The following is a 21411-nucleotide window of genomic DNA, read 5'->3' on the forward strand; positions in this document are numbered from 1 at the left end:
TTAAGTTCTATTTTATCAACTAAAGATTATAAACTAGGAAATTGTATTTCTATCAATGCTCCTTGCTTATCTAGCCTATTGGATGCTTCAATTTTTCCATCATGAAGATCAACTAAATTTTTTACAATATTTAAACCCAATCCTGAATGCTCACCAAAATTTTCTGGTCTATTACTGTAAAAACGATTAAAAATTTTTGAAGTATCTTTCTCTTTAAATCCTTTTCCTTCATCTAAAATTTTAACTATAACTTTTTTTTCTAATCCATTTGAAACATTCACAATTACCTCACTACCATCTTCACTAAATGAAATAGAATTATCCAGTAAATTAGCAACGATTTGTTCAATCCTATTTTCTATTCCGTTAATTATATACTCTGACTTTCCATCATTTTGATAGTTTATACTTATATTTTTCTTGAATTTATAAATGTTGTTATAATCATCAACAACAGATTGGATGATTGGTTGTATATCTAATTTTTTCATTTGCTCTTTACTAAGAGCAACTTCATCTTTCAACATTTGTGAATAATCTGTAATTAATCTTTCAATTCTTTGCACATCATGCGTAAGAATGTCCAAAAGTTTAGTTCTTTGATTTATATCTTTTGTATCTTTTAAAATTTCCGATGCACTTTTTAAAGATGCTAGTGGATTTCTTATTTCATGAACTAAATCTGTTGAGAAATTTTCTGCATGAGAAATTCGTTTTTGCAATTCATTAGTCATATCCTCCATTGAATTTGATAATAATCCTAATTCATCATTTCTATTCTTCAAATTTTCAATTCCCGTTTTACCAGGGTTTTTTTCTTTTACTTTGATTGTGTATCCGACTAGGTTTTGAATTGGTTTAATAAAATATCTGCTAAGTACAAAAGAAAAAATTAAAATTACAAAACCAACTGATATAGCTGTTCTAATTACAAATGCTCTTCTCTCATCTATAGCTGTCTTAATCTCATTGGCGTTCTCTGAGATAACTATAAAACCTAAATTATTTTCATCAATTTTTACATTTTTAACTGTTGTAACTTTAAATTGATTTAAATTATCTTCTGTAAAAGTATAATAATTTCCATAGTTATCTGAATTATTATACCTTTCTAATAAATCTTTAAATGAAGCCTTTGTTTCATTATTTTGAGAAAAATTATTTTCTTTGTTTTCATCTTGATTAACTTCTTCACTCAAACTTTCAAATTCAATTTTATCTAATCGTGTTGAAAAAGATCGTGGATCAAGATCTAAAGTATCAGTATCACCAATTAATTCTAATTTATTATCAAAGAAAATGACTCTGTCTAAATTTTGAAAAATAAATCTTGTAGAAAATAAAAATTTTCTAATATCATTTTCCTGAAATTTTATATTCAATCTTTTAATATTATCAGTCGTATTATTAATAATATTAATATGATCTTCAGATTTTTTTTTTAATAAACTTGGTTCAATATTAGTAAGATAAATAAGTGTAAATAAACCGATAACTGTAAATATTACAAAGTTTATAAATAGAAATTTTTTAAGTATAGAAAGTGTCTTTAAGTATTTACTAAACATCAGCTAACATTCCATCTATATCCACTACCATATCTAGTTTCAATAGCTGAAAAATCAGGATCTACTTTTTTGAATTTTTTTCTTATTCTTTTGACGTGACTATCAATAGTTCTATCTTCAATATCTGTGTCTTCTCTGTAAGCAATATCCATTAGTTGAGCTCTTTCTTTAATTATCCCAGGTCTTTTTGCCAATTCTTTAACAATCAAAAATTCAGTAGTTGTTAATTTATCTGGCAATTGTTTGCCATTCCACTCACACTCAAGCTGAGATGGATCAAGTTTTAATCTACCATGTGATATTAAGCTTTTATTTTCCTCTAATGTATTATTTGAGTCTTTTTTTCTTAATTGAACTCTTATTCTTTCAATTAAAACTTTAATTGAAAATCCACCAGATTTTTTTACAAAATCATCTGCACCTAATTTTAATCCTAGCAACTCATCAATTTCATCATCTTTGGATGTTAAAAATATTACTGGCAATGAAGTTTTTTTTCTTAATTTTTTAAGCAATTCTTCTCCATCCATTTTAGGCATTTTAATATCAATAACTGCTAAATCAGGTGGCATTCTAGTAAGACCAATTAATGCACTCTCTCCATCAATATAAGTCTGAACTTTGAAACCCTCTTTTTCTAAAGCAATACTAAGACTAGTTAGTATATTCCTGTCATCATCGATTAGAGCTATAGTTTGTTTTTGCATTTTTGTTTTTTAATATAAAAATATTAAATTGTTCTAAATTAGGCAATTGAATACAATTAGTGAAGCATTCCCCAATTATCACCAACATTTACATCAACTGTTAAGGGGGTTGAAAAGGAATGATAATCACTTTGAGTAACACTGGTCATCTCATTCTGTATTAACTTGACCATTGCGTTTTCCTCTTTTTTTGGGACTTCAAAAATAAGCTCGTCGTGTATTTGAAGAAGCATTTTTGATTTCAAATTTTTTTCTTCATTTAATTTTTTGTCTAGTCTAATCATTGCTAATCTCATAACTTCAGATGCTGATCCTTGAATTGGAGCATTAATTGCTGCTCTCTCTTGAAAATTTCTAACATTAAAATTCTTATCATTTATTCCATTAAAATGAGATCTTCTTCCAAATATATTGTTTACATAGCCGCTTTTTCTACAAAATTTAATTGTGTTATCCATATAAACTTTAATTTCAGGAAATTTAGCAAAATAAGCGTTAAGAAATTCTTCTGCTTCATAATTAGAAACATTTGTTTGTTTGGCTAAACCATACTGAGAAATTCCATAAATTATTCCAAAGTTTATTGCTTTAGCTTTCCTTCTATGATCTTGATTTACCTTTTTGATATCAATATTAAATATTTGGCTAGCTGTTAAGGAGTGAATATCCTCGTTATTTTTAAAAGCTTTTTTAAGTTCCTTAACATCTGCAAGGTCTGCTAAGATTCTCATCTCAATTTGATTGTAATCTGCAGATATCAATAAATGATCTTTTTTAGCCTTAAACGCTTTTCTTATATCTTTTCCATCTTCAGATTTAATTGGAATATTTTGAAGATTTGGATCACTTGAAGCTAATCTGCCTGTTGTTGTTGCTGCTAATAAAAACGATGTATGAACTCTTTTTGTATTTGGATTAATATGCTCTGGTAAAGCGTCTGAGTACGTATTTTTTAATTTTGAAACTTGCCTCCAATCTAATACTAATTTTGGAAATTCATGGCCTTTGAAGGCTAAATCTTCTAAAACACTTGCACTTGTTGCAAAACTTCCTTTTTTTGTTTTTTTTGTCCCTGCAATTTTAAGATCATTATATATAATTTCTCCCAATTGTTTCGGCGAAGCAATATTAAATTCTTTCTTGGAAATTTTAAAAACTTCTTTTTCAATTTTTTTGATTTTCTTATCAAATTTAGAAGAAAGAGAGTTTAAAAATTTACTATCTACTTCAACACCTTCAATTTCCATGAATGCAAGGATTTTAATTAGTGGTTTTTCAAAAATCTCATAGATATTAAATAATTTTTCAGATTTTAAGCTTTTGATAAATTTTTTATATAATCTAAAAGTAACGTCTGCATCTTCTGCTGCATAATTTTTTGCTGTTTCTAATTCTACATCGCTAAAATTTATTTCTTTTTTACCAGTTCCAACAATTTCTTTGAATGAAATTGTCTTATGTCCTAGATGAATATCTGAAAGAGTATCCATATTATGTCTGTTTTTTCCAGCATCTAAAACATATGACATGAGCATAGTATCTTCCATCGATGAAAGTGAAATGCCAAGTTTATAAAAAACTATAAAATCAAATTTAATATTTTGACCAATTTTTTTAACACTTGAGTCCTCTAATAAGTTTTTTAATTTATTGATAACACTCTCTTTATTTAAACAATCCTTAGATTTATGACCAACTGGGATATAACAAGCTTTTCCAATTTTTGAACATAGTGAAATTCCAACTAAATCAGCTTGATGGGGGTCTAACGAGTTTGTTTCTGTATCAACAGCAACTTCCCCTACTTCCTCAGCTTCTTCTATCCACTTATCAATTTCATCTATATTTGTAATTAGATGATAATCTTTATTATTTATTGGTTTTTGTTTTTCAGTTGATTTTAAGTTGTTTTCAGATGTAGATAGCTTTGGTTCACCATAAGCTGAAATTGCAGAACTTAATAATCTATTAAATTCCATTTCTCTTAAAAATTTATACAGTTTATCTTTATCAACTTCCTTTAGTTTAAATTCTGTTAAATTTTTATTTACTGGAGACTTGTGATCTAAAGTAACAAGTTTTTTACTAATTAAAGCTTTATCTTTATTCTCTATTAAAGTTTCTCTTCTTTTATTCTGTTTAATTTCATGAGCAGAGTCTAATAATTTTTCTAGTGTGCCATATTTATTGATTAGTTCTGCAGCTGTTTTAACTCCTATTCCTGGAACACCCGGTACGTTATCACTACTATCGCCTGCTAAAGATTGAACATCTATAACTTTTGAAGCATCAACACCAAACTTTTTAATCACATCTTCTTCTGTGATAAATTTATTTTTCATAGGGTCAAAAATTCGAACACCTTTTTTATAAAGTTGCATTAAGTCTTTATCCGATGAAACGATTGTAACTTTTGCCCCTTTTTTAAGAATTTGATCAACATATGTGGCTATGAGATCATCAGCCTCATAGTTTGGTAAATCCACAGAAGGTAAATTAAAAGCTAAAACTGATTTTCTAATATACTCAAACTGAGGTGCTAGATCATCAGGAGCTTCTGATCTATTAGCTTTATAATCGCTATAAATTTCATTTCTAAAAGTCTTTCTGGCAGAGTCAAAAATTACTGCAAAATGAGTTGGTTTTTGTAGATTTTGATCAGATTTAGAATCCTCTAATAATTTAAACAACATACTGCAAAATCCACTTACAGCACCTGTGGGTAGTCCATCACTTTTTCTAGTTAATGGTGGTAAAGCATAATAAGCTCTAAAAATATAACCAGAGCCATCAATTAAATAAAAATGATCTGTTTTTTGTATTTTATTCATGAGGATTAACAAATATTACATTGCTAACAATTTCTGTATATAAAAAAATAAAATTAAATCTTCAGGCTAATATAGCTAGATTATTTTTTATATTTTGAGTATTATTTCAATATGGAACTTACAAAAAACTTAACACAAACAAAAATCATAAAATCTTTGTTAGCTGTGATTCTAGGTTCAATTGCTTTAACTATTTCTGCAAAAATTAAAATTCCATTTTATCCAGTTCCAATGACAATGCAGACATTTGTTGTGCTATTCTTAGGTGTAAGCTTAGGTTATAAAATTGGTTTAGCTTCTGTAGGTTTATATTTATTAGAGGGTATTGCAGGATTACCTGTATTTTCAAACTCTCCAGAAAAAGGAATTGGCATAGTCTATTTTACTGGCCCAACGATGGGTTATTTAATTGGTTTTTTAACTGCTTGTTATTTAGCTTCAAAAATTAATACAAAAGATAATTTTATAATTATTTTAACTAAACTAGTTATTGCAACCTCTACAATCTATATCTTGGGTTTAATATGGCTAGGTACTCTAATTGGTTGGGATAAACCAATATTTTCTCTAGGTGCAAAACCGTTTTTATTAGCAGAATTATTTAAAATTATTATTTTAGCTTTAGTAACTAAACAAATAATTAAAATAAGAAATATTATCTAGGGGATCTTTTAGATAGAATTCTTTGAAGAGTTCTTCTATGCATCTTCAATCTCCGAGCTGTTTCAGAAACATTCCTATTACATAACTCAAATACTCTATGAATATGTTCCCATTTAACTCTATCTGCTGACATTGGATTTTCTGGTGGTGCAGCCTTTTTAGCTGGATCTGCCAACAATGCTTTTTCTACATCTTCTGCATCTGCTGGTTTTGCTAAGTAATCAATTGCACCTTCTTTAATTGCTGCAACTGCAGTGGGAATATTTCCATACCCGGTTAGCATTATAATTCGGCTATCATCATTTGAGGATTGAATTTCTCTAACAACCTCAAGACCGTTACCGTCTCCAAGTCTTAAGTCTACAACTGCAAAACCTGGTTTTTTACTTTTAACTGACTCTATACCTTTTTTTACACTCTCTGCTTGAAAAACTTCAAAGCCTTTTTTCTCCATTGCTCTTGCAAGTCTTTCTCTAAAAGGATTATCGTCATCTACAATCAAAAGCGATTTATTCTCAAAATCACTTAAATTCTGTAATTTGGCTTCGTTTTTCATCAACCATATATGGGGTCAAAATCTAATATTACAATATATGAAAATTGCACAAATCAGCCTTGAATTATTTGCTTTACATTGGCTGTGTTTACATTATATGGCTCAAATTATTAAAGTTTTACTAAAAACTTTTTTTTATTAAATTTTTTTTAGGAGGCATATGCAATGCAAAAATTTAAGTCAGTTGAAGATCTTATAAATCAACTGAAACCTGAAAAACCTGTTTATTGTATTAGGAAGAAATCCATAAAGTCTTCGGTTAAATTTTTCTTAGATAAGTTCCCTGGAAAAATATTATATGCAGTAAAAACAAACCCACATCCTGAAGTTATTCAAACTATTTTAAATACTGGTGTAAACCAATTTGATGTTGCCTCAATTGAAGAAATTAAGGCTATAAGAAAACTTACTCAAAATGCAAAATGCTCTTACATGCATACCGTAAAAAGTAGAGAAAGTATCAAAGAGGCCTATTTTAATTATGGTGTAAAAACTTTTTCATTAGATACAAAAGAAGAGTTAATCAAAATTATTGAAAGCACAAATAATGCGAAAGATTTAAAATTATTTGTAAGAGTTGCTGTTTCAAATGAACATGCTGAAATTGATTTATCTAAAAAATTTGGAGCACTAACATCTGAAGCTGTAGGATTACTAAGATTAGTAAAACAATATGCAAAAAAAATTGGATTATGTTTTCATGTTGGATCGCAGTGTATGCATCCAATTTCATACGCTAAAGGTATAAATGAAATTGGAAATATAATTAAAAAAACAAAAATAATCCCCGATACAATAAATGTTGGAGGAGGTTTTCCTACAATTTATCCAGATTTAATTCCTCAGTCATTAGATGAATACTTTAATGAAATTAAAAAAAGTTTATCTAATTTAAAATTAGAGAAATTACCGGAGATAATTTGTGAACCAGGAAGAGCATTGGTTGCAGAAAGTGGTTCAACTATTGTTAAAGTTAATTTAAGAAAAAAACAAAAACTTTATATAAATGACGGAACATATGGAACGCTATTTGATGCAGGAACACCTAACATCATCTACCCATCTAAAATGATTAAAGAAAATTCAAATAAAATAATTTCAAAAAAATTGACTGCTTTTGATTTCTTTGGTCCTACTTGCGATAGCATGGATTATATGAAAGGACCTTTTATATTACCAAATAATATTAAGGAAAATGATTACATAGAACTTGGTCAACTTGGAGCGTATGGATTAACTTTTAGAACACAATTCAATGGTTACTATTCAAATGAAATTTATGAAGTTGAAGATAAACCAATAATGTCAATGTATGAAAAAGACGTTAAAAGCGCTCATATGGTTGCTTAATGTCAGACCAAAAAAATCCAGGACACAACAGTAAAAGAGATTTTTTAAAAAATCCTGTCGAACATATAGATATTACTTCATTTGACTCTAGAACAATTATTTCTTCAATGGAGAAAATGTCATTTGTGTCTAGAGAAACTGCAAATGCAGCAAACATTTACAACGAAATGCTTAAAGATAAGGAATGTACAATTTTTCTTACTTTAGCAGGATCAACATCTGCTGCAGGATGTATGAATATTTATAAAGATCTTGTTAAATACAATATGGTTGATGCAATTGTAGCAACAGGGGCATCAATTGTAGATATGGATTTTTTTGAAGCTCTTGGATTTAAACATTATCAAGGATCTCAATTTCAAGATGATACTGAATTAAGAGACAACTATATTGATAGAATTTACGACACATATATCGACGAAGAAGAACTTCAAATGTGTGATAAAATTATTTGTGAAATAGCAGATACTTTAGAACCAAGAAGTTATACTTCCAGAGAGTTTATTTTAGAAATGGGAAAATATTTAAAAAAAAATTCAAAAAAGAAAGACTCTTTAATTGAAACAGCTTACGATAATAATGTTCCAATTTTTTGTCCAGCTTTCACAGACTCTAGCGCAGGTTTTGGTCTTGTAATGCATCAAGAAAAAAATCCTAAAAAACATATGACTATAGACTCTGTTAGAGAGTTCAGAGAACTAACGGAAATTAAAATCAAATCAAAAGGTTCTGGTTTATTTATGATTGGTGGAGGAGTTCCTAAAAATTTTATTCAAGACACTGTTATTTGTGCTGAGCTTCTTGGTGAAAATGTAGATATGCATAAGTATGCTGTACAAATTACAGTTGCTGATAGTAGAGATGGTGCATGTAGTAGTTCTACTTTAAAAGAAGCAAGTTCTTGGGGTAAAGTAGATATCACTAAAGAACAAATGGTATTTGCTGAAGCAACAAGTGTATTGCCATTAATAGCTAGCGATGCTTACCATAAAGGTGAGTGGAAAAATAGAGAACGAAAAAACTTCTCAAAAATATTTATATAAAATTGAAATATTTATCAAACAAACTTGGTTTCTTAGGAATTGATAATAAATTCAAATTCAAAGAAAAAGTAGTAGTTGTTCCATTTGGACTTGAAAAAACAGTTAGTTATGGTGGTGGAACAAAAAATGGACCAAAAGAAATTATCAAAGCTTCTCACCAAGTTGAACTTTACGATGAGGAACTAAATTGCGAACCTTACAAAAAAATAGGTATCAAGACATTAAAACCATTTAAAATCGATAAAAATATCAAATTAGCATTAAATAAAATTTCTAAAATCAATGGGGAAATTTTAGGTAAAAAACTATTTCCAATGACTTTTGGTGGAGAACATTCAATTACACCAGGATGCATTATTCCTTTTACAAAAAAATATAAAAATATTTGTCTTTTACATTTTGATGCGCACGCAGATTTACGAGAAAGTTATAATGGTGAAAGATTTTCACATGCCTCAGCAATACGAAGATGTTTAGATTATAAAAATATATCTTTAATTTCTTTTGGAATTAGAAATATATCAGAAAGTGAAATTCCATTTTTGAAAAAAAATTCAAATAGAATAGATATCTTCTGGGCAAAAGATAAAAAAAAATGGAATTTAAATAAATTTAAAAAATTAATAAGAAATAAGACTGTTTACTTAACGTTTGATGTAGACGGATTAGACTCAAGTATTATGCCTGCTACTGGAACACCTGAACCAGGTGGATTGTTATGGGACGAAACATTAGAGATAATTAGAATTGCTGCAAAAAACTCAAATATAGTTGGAGCTGACATTAATGAACTTTCTCCAATTAAAGGATTTAACTCCTATAATTTTCTTGTTGCTAAATTAGCTTATAAAATTTTATCTTATAAATTTTTATATTAGATTTTAATTGGATTAAATATTTTTAATAACATTCTAAATGGTATTAACATTATTAATGCTACAAATATTTTAACACCCAAATCACCCAAAGATAAAGTGACCCAAGGAACCTCTGTTCCATAAAATGATATTGAGAAAAATAAAAAAGTATCAATAGTTGAGCCAATTAATGATGAAGTTAATGGGGCAACAAACCACTGTTTTTTTCTTAGACGATCAAATATTTGAATATCAAGCAATTGGGCTGTAAGGAAAGCGACTCCTGATCCAACTGCAATTCTAATAGAGATTAAATCTTCGAAGTTTGTTGAAAAAAATAGAGTAAAAATAATTCCTATAAAAAAACCAAAATAAACTATTTTTCTGGCAATTGTTTTTCCATAAGATCTATTTGCTAAGTCAGTTATTAAAAAAGCTACTGGATAAGTAAATGCTCCATAAGTAAGAATTTCATTTAATCCATAATAATTTATTGGAAATTGAACAAGATAGTTTGATGATAAAACAATCAAACCCATCATTAGAGATAGGCCGATAAAAAATTTATTCATTAAGCAGATTTAGCTACTGGCTTTTTTTTATATGGTGATTTTAATATAATAACTTTTTTAAGTTTTTTTAATCTTGGTGATATATTTTTGTTTTTTACAGTTTTTAAAAACTCGTCAAAACTTCCTTTTTTATCAACTGATCTTACTCCTGAATTGCTGACTGTTAGTTTCAAACTTCTTCCAGCAAGTTCACTTGTAAATTTTACTTTCTTTAAATTAGGTAAAAATCTTCTTTTGGTCTTGTTGTTAGCATGACTAACGTTATGACCTTTCATAGGAATTTTACCAGTTAGTTCACATTTTTTTGACATAATTTCACTGCCTATATAAGGGGAGATATTAAAGGCGTCAAGTTTATTAAAATTAAGAAAAAGTTTTATTTCCAACGATTTCTGAAATATTTTTCACTCCATCTCTAAGAAGTAATTCTTTTAGCTCTTTTTTAATGTTTGCAGCAATGTTAGGTCCTTGAAATACCATCCCGGTATATAACTGAATATAATCTGCCCCTGACAAAAATTTATCATATGCAGACTTTCCAGAATCAATACCTCCTACCCCAATTATTTTAATTTTTCCATTTAGTAGTTTAAAGAATTGATTAATAAGTAAATTTGATTTTTGTTCAATTGGCTTTCCTGACAAGCCTCCTTTTTGATGACGTTGAATATTCTTTAAATCATCTCTAGTACTTTCTGATGTATTTGAAATAATTATCGCAGATATATTATTTTCTAAAAGAATCTCTGATATTAATTCTATTTGCTTTAAATCAATGTCTGGAGAAATTTTAACTACGATTGGAATATTTGTTTTCAGTTCATTTTTCTTATCTTTAATTGATTTTAATAATTCTTTTAATTTATTTTCATCATGAAAATTTCTTAAATTTTCAGTATTTGGAGAGGAAATATTAATGGTAATATAATCAGCAACTTCACAAAATTTTTCTAATCCAATTAAATAATCGTTTAATCGATTATCAGAGTCTTTATTTGGTCCAACATTTACTCCAAGTATTCCGTTTTTTTTATTTGATTTTATTCTATTTAAAATAGTTTCAGATCCTTGATTGTTGAATCCCAATCTATTAATTAATGCTTGATCTTCTACTAATCTAAATACTCTTGGCTTTTCATTGCCATATTGTTTTAAAGGAGTAACAGTTCCAACTTCAACAAAACCAAATCCCAATTTAAACAAAGGATTATAAACTTCTGCATTTTTGTCAAAACCAGCTGCTATTCCTATTGGATTACTTAAATCTTTACCAAATATTTGTGTTTTAAAAATTGGATCATTTTTATTTTCATCAAATACATTTGATACTAAATTAAATTTTAAGGATTGAATTGCTAAAGTATGGGCTTTTTCAGGATCTAATTTGAAAATTAAAGATCTTAAATTTGAATACATTATTTGAGTTTACTCATTATAAGGTCTTTTGTTTCATTAACACCAAAAAAACTTATAAAAAATCCCATTCTTGGTCCATTTTCATCACCAAAAACCACCTCATAAATAAGTTTAAACCAATCCCTTAAATTTTCAGCATAACCATTTTCTTTTCCAGTAGAATAAATCAAAGTTTGAATTTCCTCTGGTGGCATCTGATCATTACATTTTTCTAAAGTTATAATTAAAGCCTCAAGTGCTTTTTTTTCATCTTCAGAAGGTGTTTTGTATTTTTTTTGAGACTTAATTACATCATTAAAATATTTAATTGCGTAGCCTACTAATCCATCAAAAATTGGAAAGTTAGTTTCTTGAATATTGGGCTTGTATTTTTTTACAAATTTCCATAACAAATCTTTACTATCTGCATTACTTGTCTCGACTAAATTTAATAACATTGAAAAACTCATAATCATGTCTTCTTTTGGAATACTACCATTATGGACATGCCACACTGGATTCATTACTAATTGCTGCTCAGTCTGCTTCTTAGATTTTTCAATGTTATCTAAATATTCATCTACTGCTTTTGGAACTATTTCTTTATAAAGTTTTTTCGCTCTTTTTGGATTTTGATACATATATAGAGATAAACTTTCTGGTGAAGCATACTTTAACCATTGATTAATTGTTATTCCATTGCCTTTAGATTTTGAAATTTTCTCACCCTTTTCATCTAGAAAAAGTTCATATGCAAATCCTGATGGATTCTTTTTCCCCAATAAATTAATGATTTTTGTAGATAAAATTGCACTTTCAATTAAATCCTTACCATACATTTCAAAATCAACATCTAAAGCAAACCATCTCATTGCCCAATCTACTTTCCACTGTAATTTACAATTACCGTCTAAAATACTACTCTCTAATCTTTTACCTTTATTATCGAATATTATTTTAGAATTAGACTGATCAATTTCTATAACTGGTATCTCCAAAACATGACCAGTGTCAGGGCATATAGGTAAAAAAGGACTATATGTTTTTTGTCTTTCTTTCCCAAGTGTTGGTAAAATAATATTCATTATTCCTTCATAATTTTCTAAAATGATTTTCAAAGTAGGATTAAAAAATCCCGCCTTGTACAAAGATGTAGAACTTTTAAAATTATATTTAAAATTAAAACTGTTTAAAAAATCCTTCAACATTTTATTATTATGTTCTCCAAAACTATTAAATTTTTGAAAAGGATCAGGCACTTGTGTTAGAGGTTTGTGAAGATTTTGTTGCAACAATTCTTGGTTGGGAACATTATCTGGAACTTTTCTCAAGCCATCCATGTCATCTGAAAATGTAATAATTTCTGTTGGTAAATCTGTGAGTTGATTAAGTGCATTAACCATCATTGAAGTTCGTGCAACTTCTCCAAAAGTTCCTATATGAGGCAATCCACTTGGACCATATCCAGTTTGAAGAGTAATCTTACCTTTTTTTTCAATAAAACCTTTTCTTTCACGAAGCATTTTTTTAGCTTCAACAAACGGCCAAGCACTTGTCTTTTCTAGGACATCTTTTTTAATCATGAATTGCTCTTTTTAACCTTAAACTAGTGATTATATTAATTCTTATAGAGTTGAAATTTATTTACCATAAAATATTGTTCTTTCAAAATGTCTAATTACAAAACTGTTTTTTTTACACTGGGAATTCTGCAAATAATATTGGGTGTATCAATGTTCATCCCAATTATAGTACAATTCTTTTACTCAGAGATAGACTCATCTTTCTTTGGTTCATCTATTGTAACTATAATCTTTGGAACTTTGTTTTTTTTATCTAATTTAGATCATGATAAAAAACTTAATCTACAACAAGCTTTCTTATTGACTGCTCTATCTTGGATTAGTATTGCAATATTTGGGTCTTTACCATTTGTATTCTCTAGTATTGAACTTTCAATTACTGACTCTTTTTTTGAAAGTATGTCAGGAATTACTACAACTGGATCTACCATAATCTCAGATTTGGAGAACGCACCAAAGGGTCTTCTTTTATGGAGAGCCATTTTACAATGGCTTGGTGGAATTGGAATAATTGTAATGGCGATTACTTTAATGCCAATAATGAATGTTGGAGGTATGCAGTTATTTAAAATTTCAAGTAATGACTCTTCAGAAAAAATACTCCCTAAGTCAAAAGAAATAGCACTTAGATTAATTTATATTTACTCAGGGTTAACAGGGCTTTGTGCAATCACTTATTGGATATTTGGTATGGGTAAATTTGACAGCTTAACCCACTCAATGACTACAATTGCTACTGGAGGCTTTTCTAATTACAACGAGTCTATTGGTTACTTTAATAGTTTGCCAATCGAAGTTTCATCAATGTTTTTTATTATATTGGGTAGCATTCCTTTTATTGCTTACATTAAATTTATTAGTGGGAACAAAAAAATTTTTTTAAATGATATTCAAATCAAAACTTTTTTAAAAATAATAATACTCACTGTTATTATTTTATCTATTTACTTATTATTTTCTAACCATGAAAACTTTAGCTTAAGATCAATATTTTTTAATACTATATCAATCTTGAGTGGTACTGGTTATGTAAATGCAGAATTTGATAACTGGGGTAGTTTTCCTATAACCTTGTTTCTTGCGCTAATGTTTATAGGTGGATGTGCAGGATCTACAGCTTGTGGTGTAAAAATATTTAGGATTCAAATTCTTTATCTATTTATTCTAAACCAATTAAAAAAAATAATTTATCCTAAAGGAGTATTTGTAATTAAGTATGATCAAAGTGCAGTTGATGAAAAGTTTATAGCTTCAATTATTTCATTTATTTATTTTTATATACTAATATTTTTTATTCTAACTGCATTGCTATCTTTAACTGGTTTGGATTTTATTACTGCTGTCTCAGGTGCCGCTACGTCTATTTCAAATGTTGGACCTGGTCTTGGTCCAATAATTGGTCCAAATGGAGATTTTTCTTCATTACCAGATCTTTCTAAATGGATTTTAACAGTTGGTATGATTTTAGGTAGACTTGAGTTATTTGCAATATTAGTATTATTTTTACCATCATTTTGGAAAAACTAATTATGTCTGAAATAAAAAAAACATCCTGGTTAGACTCAATTTCAGTTTACAAAGATATTCGAATGCTAAGAATTTTATTACTTGGTGCAATCAGTGGATTTCCATGGGTCTTGATTGCTAGTAGTTTAAGTCTTTGGTTAAAAGAGGAAGGATTAAGTAGATCTACTATTGGATGGGCAGGACTTATTTTTGGAGTTTATGCTTTTAATTATCTTTGGGCACCAATCATAGATAGAATTCAAATTCCTTTCCTAACTAAAAAATTAGGTCACCGAAGAGGTTGGATTGTTTTAATGCAATTAGTAATTCTATTAAGTTTACTAGTTTGGAGTATTATAAATCCTACAGAAAATTTAGCGTTGATAATTACAGTTGGATTAATCATCGCTATAGCATCAGCAACTCAAGACATAACGGTAGATGCATTAAGAATTGAACAAATTGACGAAAATGAGGGAAAATCAATGGCAGCAGGTGCTGCTATGGCTGTAGTTGGTTGGTGGACAGGTTACAAATTAGGTGGTGTAGTTGCTTTATTTACTGCGGAGTTCTTTGAAAATATTGGTATCCAAAATTACTGGCAAGCAACTTTTTTAATATTAGGTGTTCTAATTATTTTAATGAATATTGCCCTAATGTTTGTTCATGAACCTGTAGAAACTGACAGACAATCAAAGCAAAAGGAAACTGACAACCTAATTAAAGGAAAACTAGGTTCTAACAATATTTTTACAACTTTTGTTGCCTATATAAGTGGAACAATTGGTGGGCCTATTATTAGTTTCTTTAAAAAAAATGGTTTTGCCATAGCTGCAGGAATTTTAGGGTTTGTCTTTTTATTTAAAATTGGAGAAGCATTCATGGGTAGAATGTCGATTGTATTTTATAAAGAAATAGACTTTTCAAAAGGACAAATAGCAATCTATTCAAAAGGATTAGGTTGGATCACAACTGTCGTATTTACTTTAATTGGTGGTGTAATGGCCATGAGGGCTGGAACTATAAAAACTATGTTCTTTGCTGGAGGATTAATGGCGATTACAAATCTGTTATTTGCTGTCTTAGCATGGACTGGTAAATCAGAATTATTATTTGCAATAGCAGTTATTGCTGACGATATTACTGCAGCTTTTGCAACTGTAGCATTTGTAGCATTTATATCCTTACTAGTTGATCGAACATATACAGCAACACAATATGCATTACTTGCATCTGTAGGGACTGCTGGGAGGACAACTCTAGCATCATCATCAGGAGCTTTAGTAGATTGGTTGAACGGAGATTGGGGAACATTTTTTGTCTTAACAACAATTATGGTTATTCCTTCACTAATATGTCTATGGATGATAAAAAATAAAATTAAAATTGGTGCAAAATAAATTTTATTTTACAGGAAGTTTTTCTAATATTTATAAGAAATCCTCTAAATTTTCAGAAGTAACTTCACAAATATTGTATGGCGAGAAATTTAAAATTTTATATAAAACAAAAAATTGGATAAAAATAAAATCTAGTTTTGATAATTATACTGGGTACATTCAAAATAAAAATTATTCAAAAGAATTTAAAGCTAATTATAAAGTAAGTAGCTTAAAAACAAATATCTATAAAAAACCAAATTTAAAAACTAATATTTATCTATCTCTTGGATCAAGGTTGTCAGTTAAAGAAACTAATAAAAATTATGCCAGAATTGATAAAAATAAATGGATTAAAAAAAAAGATATAAAAAACATAAATTATAAAGAAAAAAACTTCATTAAAATCTTTAAAAAATTTTTGAATACAAAATATATCTGGGGTGGAAAAAGTTATAGAGGAATAGATTGCTCGGCCTTATTACAAATATTTTACTATTATAATAATAAGTTTTTTCCTCGAGATACCAAGGATCAAATTAAATATTTAAAAGGAAACTTAAAAAGAAATTACCAAAAAGGAGATATCATTTTTTGGAAAGGGCATGTAGCAATATGTTTAAATTCAAAGAAATTGATACATGCATATGGACCTGAAAAAAAAGTATTGATTATGCCTATAATTAATACAATTAAAAGAATTGAAAATACAGCAAAACTTAAAGTTAAAAAAATAGCTAAAATTAAAATTTAGCTTCTTCCAAAATCTGGCTTATTGATATCTTGTTTGAGTTTAATTATTTTTGATCTGACTTTTTTAGTTTGGATAAGCTTATTAATAATTGATTTATTATTTTTTGAATTAATATCAGATTTAAATGATTTCAAATTTTTAATAAACAAATCAATAGCGTTTGAAATATTTTTATTGTTGTTAAAAAAAATATCTCGCCACATAATTTCATTAGAAGCTGCTATTCTTGAAAAATCTCTTAGTCCTCCTGCGCTATATTTGATTAAATCATAGCTTTGTTTTTTCTCAAAATCTTGAGCTGACTTAACTAAATTATATGCAATTAAGTGAGGCAAATGACTAGTTATTGAAAAAATTTTATCATGTTTTTCAGGTGACATAATTGTGACTTTTGATCCAATTTTCTCCCAAAATTTTTTCAGAAAATTTAAATTTTTTTTAATTGTATTTTTTTCTTTAATTAAAATACACCATCTACTCTCAAACATATTACTCTTTCCGTGTTGTGGTCCACTTACTTCAGAACCAGCAATTGGATGACTGGAAGTCCATGCAATTCCTTTTTTTAAAAATTTTTTTATTATTTTTGATGATTCAATTTTTGAAGAACCAACATCGGTAATTAATGTATTAGGTAAAATATAATTATTTATTTTCACAATTATATTTTTGTATTCACTCATAGGTGTACACAAAATTATAAAATCAGATTTTGTTACAGCTTCTTTTAATGAACCAATCAACTTTCCAGGTAGTTTGAGCTTTTTGAGTGTAGATATATTCTTTTTTGACTTTTCATAAATATATACTTTATCTGCTAATTTATTTTTATGTATTGATCTTAAAACTGAAGATCCAAGTAAACCACAACCTATGATTAAAATATTTTTCATTTAATTAAAAATCTTTCTTACTGCATTCATGAACATTAGATTTTCTCTAGATGAGCCAATAGTCAATCTCAATTTGTTTTTAATATGATAACCATCTTCAGTAGATCTTAATATAATTCCTTTATTTTTTAATTTTTGGTATAGAAAATTTGCTGAGTATTTACACTTATCAAAATTTAATAGTAAAAAATTTGCTGATACAGCATTTGAAAAAATATTATATTTTTCAAGAAATTTTTTTAATCTATTTGCATAATTTAAATTATGTCTAATGGACTTTTGAATGAATTGCTTATCCTTCAAAGACTCTGCGGCCGCAACTTGAGCCAAGCCATTTATATTGAAAGGTGGTTTAATAACATTTAACGCTCTAATTATTTGTTTCGATCCATATCCCCATCCAATTCTTAATGAGGCTAAACCAAACATTTTAGAAAATGTTCTCAATATAAATACGTTGTCTTTATTTTTAAATAATTCTAAACCAGATCTGTAATCATTGTTTTTCATATATTCTGAGTACGCATCATCAATTACTAATAATATATTTTTGTTCAACTTTCTTCTAAGTTCTAATGTCTCTTTTTTAGTTAAATATGTTCCTGTTGGATTATTTGGATTTGCAATAAAAACTATTTTGGTTTTCTTGGATACTTTTTTCAATATTTTTTCAATTGAAACTTTGAATTTATTTTCTTTTGCAAACACAACTTTTGCACCAACTATTTTTGCATAAATCCTGTACATTAAAAAACTATATTGAGGAACAATCACTTCATCTTTTGGATTTAGATACAATTGACATAACATTTGAATTACCTCATCAGAACCTGCTCCACATATAATTTTATCAAAATTGCATTTATACGCTTTAGATATTGCCATTTTAAGATTGGTAGATTTTCCGTCTGGATATTTATCTAAAACTAAATTTTTTTGAGATATTACTTTTTTTGCTAATGGGCTCATCCCTAGAGCAGACTCGTTAGCTGATAATTTAATAACTTTTTTAATTTTATTAATTTTAGATTTGCCAGGCTTATAAGCTTCTATGTTAAATTTTTTAAATTTAGGTGTACTCATTTTTTTTATTTTTATGAGCTCTTTATAGATAAAAAAACAAATATTTATAGAGAATATGATCTTATTTTAAAAAATTGACATAAATTACAAGTTCTTGTACAAAATTTATGCGCTGATTTAACTGAATTGCGAGCGCTTAAAAAAAACCGCTAAAATAGTTTTTTTTCTCACAATTCATCTAAAGGCTTTAAAATGAACACAGAAAAAAATATTAAGACATTAATTGTAAAAAAACCTCTTAAATTAGATTGCGGTAAAACTATAAACAATTTTCCAATTGCATTCGAAACTTATGGGTCTTTAAATGAGAATAAAGACAACGCTATATTAGTATTTCACGCACTAACTGGAGATCAATTTGTAACCGGTTTAAACCCTATTACTAAAAAAGATGGTTGGTGGAGTTTTGCTGTAGGCCCAGACAAAGCAATAGATACTAATAAATATTTTGTTATTTGTTCAAACGTAATTGGTGGATGTATGGGGTCTTATGGACCAAGTCATAAAGATCCTGAAACACAGAAATCTTTTGGAACTGATTTTCCAGTTATTACAATTAATGACATGGTGAATGCACAATATAATTTACTTGAACACTTTGGAATTGATAAATTATTTGCAATTACTGGAGGTTCTATGGGAGGTATGCAAGTTCTTCAATTTATCACTAACTTTCCTGATAAAGTTCAAACTGTTATACCCATTGCTACAACTTCAAGTCATTCAGCACAGAATATTGCTTTCAATGAACTAGGAAGACAGGCAATCACTGCTGACGGTAATTGGAAAGATGGAAATTATGAAGCTAATAACACAAACCCAGGTAAAGGGCTTGCTGTTGCAAGAATGGCAGCTCATATAACTTATCTCTCAAAAAAAGGTTTGCAGGAAAAGTTTGGAAGAAAATTGCAAGAAAGAGAAGATTTGAAATTTGGTTTTGATGCAGATTTTCAAATTGAGAGTTATTTGAGATACCAAGGATCTGTATTTGTAGATAGATTTGATGCAAACAGCTACCTCTACATAACTAGGGCTATGGATTATTTTGATTTAGTTAAACAATTTAATGGAAATTTGTCTGATGCATTTAAAAATACAAAAGCTAAATTTTTTGTAATTTCTTTTACTTCTGATTGGCTTTATCCAACCCAAGAAAACAAAGATATTGTTATAGCTTTAAATTCTATTGGAGCCGATGTTGGTTTTGTAGAAATTGTATCTGATAAAGGTCATGACTCTTTTTTATTAGATGTACCCGATTTTTTAAATGCTCTGAAGAATTTCTTAGACAAATCTTATATAGAATTAAAAAATGAAAAATGAATTTAAAGTAATATCAGATTTAATTGAGGATAATAAAAAAGTTTTAGATGTAGGTTGTGCAGATGGAACTTTGATGAAATTTTTAAAAGAAAATAAAAATGTAAATGTAAGAGGACTAGAAATATCTAAGGAAAAAGTACAAGAATGTATTGCAAAAGGATTAACCGTAATAGAAGGTAACGCGGAGAAAGACTTAAAACAATTTCCTGATAAATCGTTTGACTATGTTGTGTTGAGTCAAACACTCCAAGCATTTTTAAGCCCTGAGCTTGTTTTAGATGAACTTTTAAGAGTTGGGAAAAAAGCAATTGTAACGATACCAAATTTTGGTAATTGGCAAGTTAGATTGCATCTATTATTTAAAGGTACAATGCCAATAACAAAGTCTTTACCAGAACAATGGCACAGCACACCTAATTTGCATATGTGCACAATTAAAGATTTTGTAAATTTTATAAAATCTAAAGAAATTAAAATGATAAAAACCTTGGCTTTAAATAGTAATAATACTTCAAATATAACAAATAATAATTTAGGAACTAAAAATTTATTTGCTGATCTTGGAATATTTTTAATAGAAAAATAAATGAAAGTAGAAATTATACCTTGCCTACAAGATAATTATAGTTATTTAATTATCGATGAAGACAAACATGAGGCATGTGTTGTTGATCCAAGTGAAGCTAAACCAATAATCAATTACTTAAGCGATAAAAAAATTAATTTAAAATACATCTTAAATACTCATCATCATTATGATCATATTGGTGGTAATACTGAATTGAAAAAAAAATTTGGATCTGTTGTTTTGGGATTTAACGGAGATGCAAAAAGGATACCAGAGATTGATATCTTATTAAAAGATGATGAAATTTGGAATAGTGGAAATTTTAGAGCTAAAATTATTCACATCCCAGGACACACAACAGGACATATTTGTTTTTATTTTTTCGGCGAAAACTTACTATTCACTGGAGATACTCTCTTCTCACTTGGATGTGGTAGAATTTTTGAGGGTACATATGAACAGATGTATAACTCTTTAAATAAATTAAAATCTTTACCTAAAGAAACAAAAATCTATTGTGGTCATGAATATACTTTAAACAATTCAAAATTTTGTTTGGAACATGATTCTGAAAATTCTTCTTTATTAAAAAAAATAGAATTTATAAAAAAGCAAAGAAATAATAATCTACCTACTATTCCATCAACCTTACAAGATGAAATTGATTGTAATATTTTTTTAAGAGCAAATGACCTAAAAACCTTTTCAAAACTAAGAGATTTAAAGGATAATTTCTAACTAATTCAGCTTGACTATAGGCTTCTGGTAACTATATTGCGA

20 protein-coding genes are annotated in these 21411 nt (G+C 28.0%); 10 read left to right on the forward strand and 10 right to left on the reverse strand.

The window, feature by feature from the left end; genetic code table 11:
- Positions 1–26: 26 nt before the first annotated feature.
- From ACQY31_RS04135 to polA, 3 genes are read right to left on the reverse strand one after another with little or no spacing between them, the layout of a single operon-like run.
- Entirely contained in the window at positions 27–1568 is a 1542-nt protein-coding gene (locus ACQY31_RS04135; protein WP_428081137.1) for a sensor histidine kinase, read from the reverse strand.
- Positions 1568–2275 (reverse strand): response regulator transcription factor, encoded by a 708-nt coding sequence (locus ACQY31_RS04140; RefSeq protein WP_075506477.1) that lies wholly within the window; start codon positions 2273–2275, stop codon positions 1568–1570. The genes ACQY31_RS04135 and ACQY31_RS04140 overlap by 1 nt, the downstream gene beginning before the upstream one ends.
- 56 nt (positions 2276–2331) lie before the next feature.
- Positions 2332–5106 (reverse strand): DNA polymerase I, encoded by a 2775-nt coding sequence (gene polA / locus ACQY31_RS04145; protein WP_428081140.1) that lies wholly within the window; start codon positions 5104–5106, stop codon positions 2332–2334.
- Positions 5107–5217: 111 nt separating this feature from the next.
- Between polA and ACQY31_RS04150 the strand changes: the two genes are divergently transcribed.
- Positions 5218–5769, forward strand: coding sequence for a biotin transporter BioY (locus ACQY31_RS04150; protein ID WP_428081142.1), 552 nt, complete (start codon positions 5218–5220; stop codon positions 5767–5769).
- Here the strand turns inward: ACQY31_RS04150 and ACQY31_RS04155 are convergent.
- The gene (locus ACQY31_RS04155; protein ID WP_428081144.1) at positions 5762–6325 is read right to left on the reverse strand and encodes an ActR/PrrA/RegA family redox response regulator transcription factor; all 564 of its coding nucleotides are present in this window, start codon (positions 6323–6325) and stop codon (positions 5762–5764) included. The genes ACQY31_RS04150 and ACQY31_RS04155 overlap by 8 nt on opposite strands.
- Before the next feature lie 165 nt (positions 6326–6490).
- Between ACQY31_RS04155 and ACQY31_RS04160 the strand changes: the two genes are divergently transcribed.
- The 3 genes from ACQY31_RS04160 to speB are packed head-to-tail and all read left to right on the forward strand — an operon-like array spanning position 6491 to position 9596.
- Positions 6491–7675 carry a type III PLP-dependent enzyme gene (locus ACQY31_RS04160; RefSeq protein WP_428081146.1) on the forward strand — a complete coding sequence of 395 codons (1185 nt, stop codon included), beginning with the start codon at positions 6491–6493 and terminating at the stop codon, positions 7673–7675.
- Positions 7675–8718 carry a 1,9-bis(guanidino)-5-aza-nonane synthase gene (locus tag ACQY31_RS04165; protein WP_428081148.1) on the forward strand — a complete coding sequence of 348 codons (1044 nt, stop codon included), beginning with the start codon at positions 7675–7677 and terminating at the stop codon, positions 8716–8718. The genes ACQY31_RS04160 and ACQY31_RS04165 overlap by 1 nt, the downstream gene beginning before the upstream one ends.
- 2 nt (positions 8719–8720) lie before the next feature.
- Positions 8721–9596: an agmatinase gene (gene speB / locus ACQY31_RS04170; protein WP_428081150.1), complete on the forward strand. Its 876-nt coding sequence runs from the start codon at positions 8721–8723 to the stop codon at positions 9594–9596.
- Here the strand turns inward: speB and ACQY31_RS04175 are convergent.
- The 4 genes from ACQY31_RS04175 to ACQY31_RS04190 are packed head-to-tail and all read right to left on the reverse strand — an operon-like array spanning position 9593 to position 13125.
- Positions 9593–10147, reverse strand: a complete 555-nt coding sequence (locus ACQY31_RS04175) for a queuosine precursor transporter (RefSeq protein ID WP_428081152.1) — start codon at positions 10145–10147, stop codon at positions 9593–9595. The two genes, speB and ACQY31_RS04175, sit on opposite strands and share 4 nt — an antisense overlap.
- On the reverse strand, positions 10147–10458 hold the full coding sequence (gene rpmB / locus ACQY31_RS04180) for a 50S ribosomal protein L28 (RefSeq protein ID WP_428081154.1): 312 nt from the start codon (positions 10456–10458) through the stop codon (positions 10147–10149). The genes ACQY31_RS04175 and rpmB overlap by 1 nt, the downstream gene beginning before the upstream one ends.
- Before the next feature lie 52 nt (positions 10459–10510).
- A complete protein-coding gene (locus ACQY31_RS04185) occupies positions 10511–11563 on the reverse strand; it encodes a quinone-dependent dihydroorotate dehydrogenase (protein WP_428081156.1) in 1053 nt (350 codons plus the stop codon).
- Positions 11563–13125, reverse strand: a complete 1563-nt coding sequence (locus tag ACQY31_RS04190; protein WP_428081157.1) for a lysine--tRNA ligase — start codon at positions 13123–13125, stop codon at positions 11563–11565. The genes ACQY31_RS04185 and ACQY31_RS04190 overlap by 1 nt, the downstream gene beginning before the upstream one ends.
- 87 nt (positions 13126–13212) lie before the next feature.
- Here ACQY31_RS04190 and ACQY31_RS04195 point away from each other — a divergent pair, with 87 nt between their 5' ends.
- From ACQY31_RS04195 to ACQY31_RS04205, 3 genes are read left to right on the forward strand one after another with little or no spacing between them, the layout of a single operon-like run.
- Positions 13213–14652, forward strand: coding sequence for a TrkH family potassium uptake protein (locus ACQY31_RS04195; RefSeq protein WP_428081159.1), 1440 nt, complete (start codon positions 13213–13215; stop codon positions 14650–14652).
- Between the two features lie 2 nt (positions 14653–14654).
- Positions 14655–16031 (forward strand): AmpG family muropeptide MFS transporter, encoded by a 1377-nt coding sequence (locus tag ACQY31_RS04200; protein ID WP_428081161.1) that lies wholly within the window; start codon positions 14655–14657, stop codon positions 16029–16031.
- Positions 16021–16764, forward strand: coding sequence for an NlpC/P60 family protein (locus tag ACQY31_RS04205; protein ID WP_428081163.1), 744 nt, complete (start codon positions 16021–16023; stop codon positions 16762–16764). The genes ACQY31_RS04200 and ACQY31_RS04205 overlap by 11 nt, the downstream gene beginning before the upstream one ends.
- On the opposite strand, the gene ACQY31_RS04210 is transcribed toward ACQY31_RS04205, so the two are convergent.
- Together ACQY31_RS04210 and hisC are read right to left on the reverse strand one after the other, a co-directional pair.
- On the reverse strand, positions 16761–17657 hold the full coding sequence (locus ACQY31_RS04210; protein WP_428081165.1) for a prephenate dehydrogenase: 897 nt from the start codon (positions 17655–17657) through the stop codon (positions 16761–16763). The two genes, ACQY31_RS04205 and ACQY31_RS04210, sit on opposite strands and share 4 nt — an antisense overlap.
- Complete coding sequence (gene hisC, locus ACQY31_RS04215; RefSeq protein WP_428081167.1) at positions 17658–18740, reverse strand: histidinol-phosphate transaminase; 1083 nt, start codon at positions 18738–18740, stop codon at positions 17658–17660.
- 192 nt (positions 18741–18932) lie between these two features.
- Between hisC and metX the strand changes: the two genes are divergently transcribed.
- From metX to gloB, 3 genes are read left to right on the forward strand one after another with little or no spacing between them, the layout of a single operon-like run.
- Positions 18933–20063 (forward strand): homoserine O-acetyltransferase MetX, encoded by a 1131-nt coding sequence (gene metX, locus ACQY31_RS04220; protein WP_428081169.1) that lies wholly within the window; start codon positions 18933–18935, stop codon positions 20061–20063.
- Entirely contained in the window at positions 20053–20649 is a 597-nt protein-coding gene (gene metW, locus ACQY31_RS04225; protein ID WP_428081171.1) for a methionine biosynthesis protein MetW, read from the forward strand. Before metX ends, metW begins: the two co-directional genes overlap by 11 nt.
- A complete protein-coding gene (gene gloB, locus ACQY31_RS04230; RefSeq protein WP_428081173.1) occupies positions 20650–21369 on the forward strand; it encodes a hydroxyacylglutathione hydrolase in 720 nt (239 codons plus the stop codon).
- Positions 21370–21411: the final 42 nt, after the last annotated feature.

The organism is Candidatus Pelagibacter sp. (assembly GCF_965262185.1).
Taxonomy (GTDB): domain Bacteria; phylum Pseudomonadota; class Alphaproteobacteria; order Pelagibacterales; family Pelagibacteraceae; genus Pelagibacter.

Excerpts from the sequence above, each read along its gene's own strand:
- ACQY31_RS04175 (WP_428081152.1), bottom strand. The coding sequence starts at position 10,147 with ATGAATAAATTTTTTATCGGCCTATCTCTAATGATGGGTTTGATTGTT.
- rpmB (WP_428081154.1), bottom strand. The coding sequence starts at position 10,458 with ATGTCAAAAAAATGTGAACTAACTGGTAAAATTCCTATGAAAGGTCAT.
- hisC (WP_428081167.1), bottom strand. The coding sequence starts at position 18,740 with ATGAGTACACCTAAATTTAAAAAATTTAACATAGAAGCTTATAAGCCT.
- ACQY31_RS04165 (WP_428081148.1), top strand. The coding sequence starts at position 7,675 with ATGTCAGACCAAAAAAATCCAGGACACAACAGTAAAAGAGATTTTTTA.
- ACQY31_RS04190 (WP_428081157.1), bottom strand. The coding sequence starts at position 13,125 with ATGATTAAAAAAGATGTCCTAGAAAAGACAAGTGCTTGGCCGTTTGTT.
- ACQY31_RS04140 (WP_075506477.1), bottom strand. The coding sequence starts at position 2,275 with ATGCAAAAACAAACTATAGCTCTAATCGATGATGACAGGAATATACTA.
- ACQY31_RS04185 (WP_428081156.1), bottom strand. The coding sequence starts at position 11,563 with ATGTATTCAAATTTAAGATCTTTAATTTTCAAATTAGATCCTGAAAAA.
- ACQY31_RS04160 (WP_428081146.1), top strand. The coding sequence starts at position 6,491 with ATGCAAAAATTTAAGTCAGTTGAAGATCTTATAAATCAACTGAAACCT.
- ACQY31_RS04155 (WP_428081144.1), bottom strand. The coding sequence starts at position 6,325 with ATGAAAAACGAAGCCAAATTACAGAATTTAAGTGATTTTGAGAATAAA.
- ACQY31_RS04135 (WP_428081137.1), bottom strand. The coding sequence starts at position 1,568 with ATGTTTAGTAAATACTTAAAGACACTTTCTATACTTAAAAAATTTCTA.
- ACQY31_RS04150 (WP_428081142.1), top strand. The coding sequence starts at position 5,218 with ATGGAACTTACAAAAAACTTAACACAAACAAAAATCATAAAATCTTTG.
- metW (WP_428081171.1), top strand. The coding sequence starts at position 20,053 with ATGAAAAATGAATTTAAAGTAATATCAGATTTAATTGAGGATAATAAA.
- polA (WP_428081140.1), bottom strand. The coding sequence starts at position 5,106 with ATGAATAAAATACAAAAAACAGATCATTTTTATTTAATTGATGGCTCT.
- gloB (WP_428081173.1), top strand. The coding sequence starts at position 20,650 with ATGAAAGTAGAAATTATACCTTGCCTACAAGATAATTATAGTTATTTA.
- ACQY31_RS04200 (WP_428081161.1), top strand. The coding sequence starts at position 14,655 with ATGTCTGAAATAAAAAAAACATCCTGGTTAGACTCAATTTCAGTTTAC.
- ACQY31_RS04210 (WP_428081165.1), bottom strand. The coding sequence starts at position 17,657 with ATGAAAAATATTTTAATCATAGGTTGTGGTTTACTTGGATCTTCAGTT.
- ACQY31_RS04195 (WP_428081159.1), top strand. The coding sequence starts at position 13,213 with ATGTCTAATTACAAAACTGTTTTTTTTACACTGGGAATTCTGCAAATA.
- metX (WP_428081169.1), top strand. The coding sequence starts at position 18,933 with ATGAACACAGAAAAAAATATTAAGACATTAATTGTAAAAAAACCTCTT.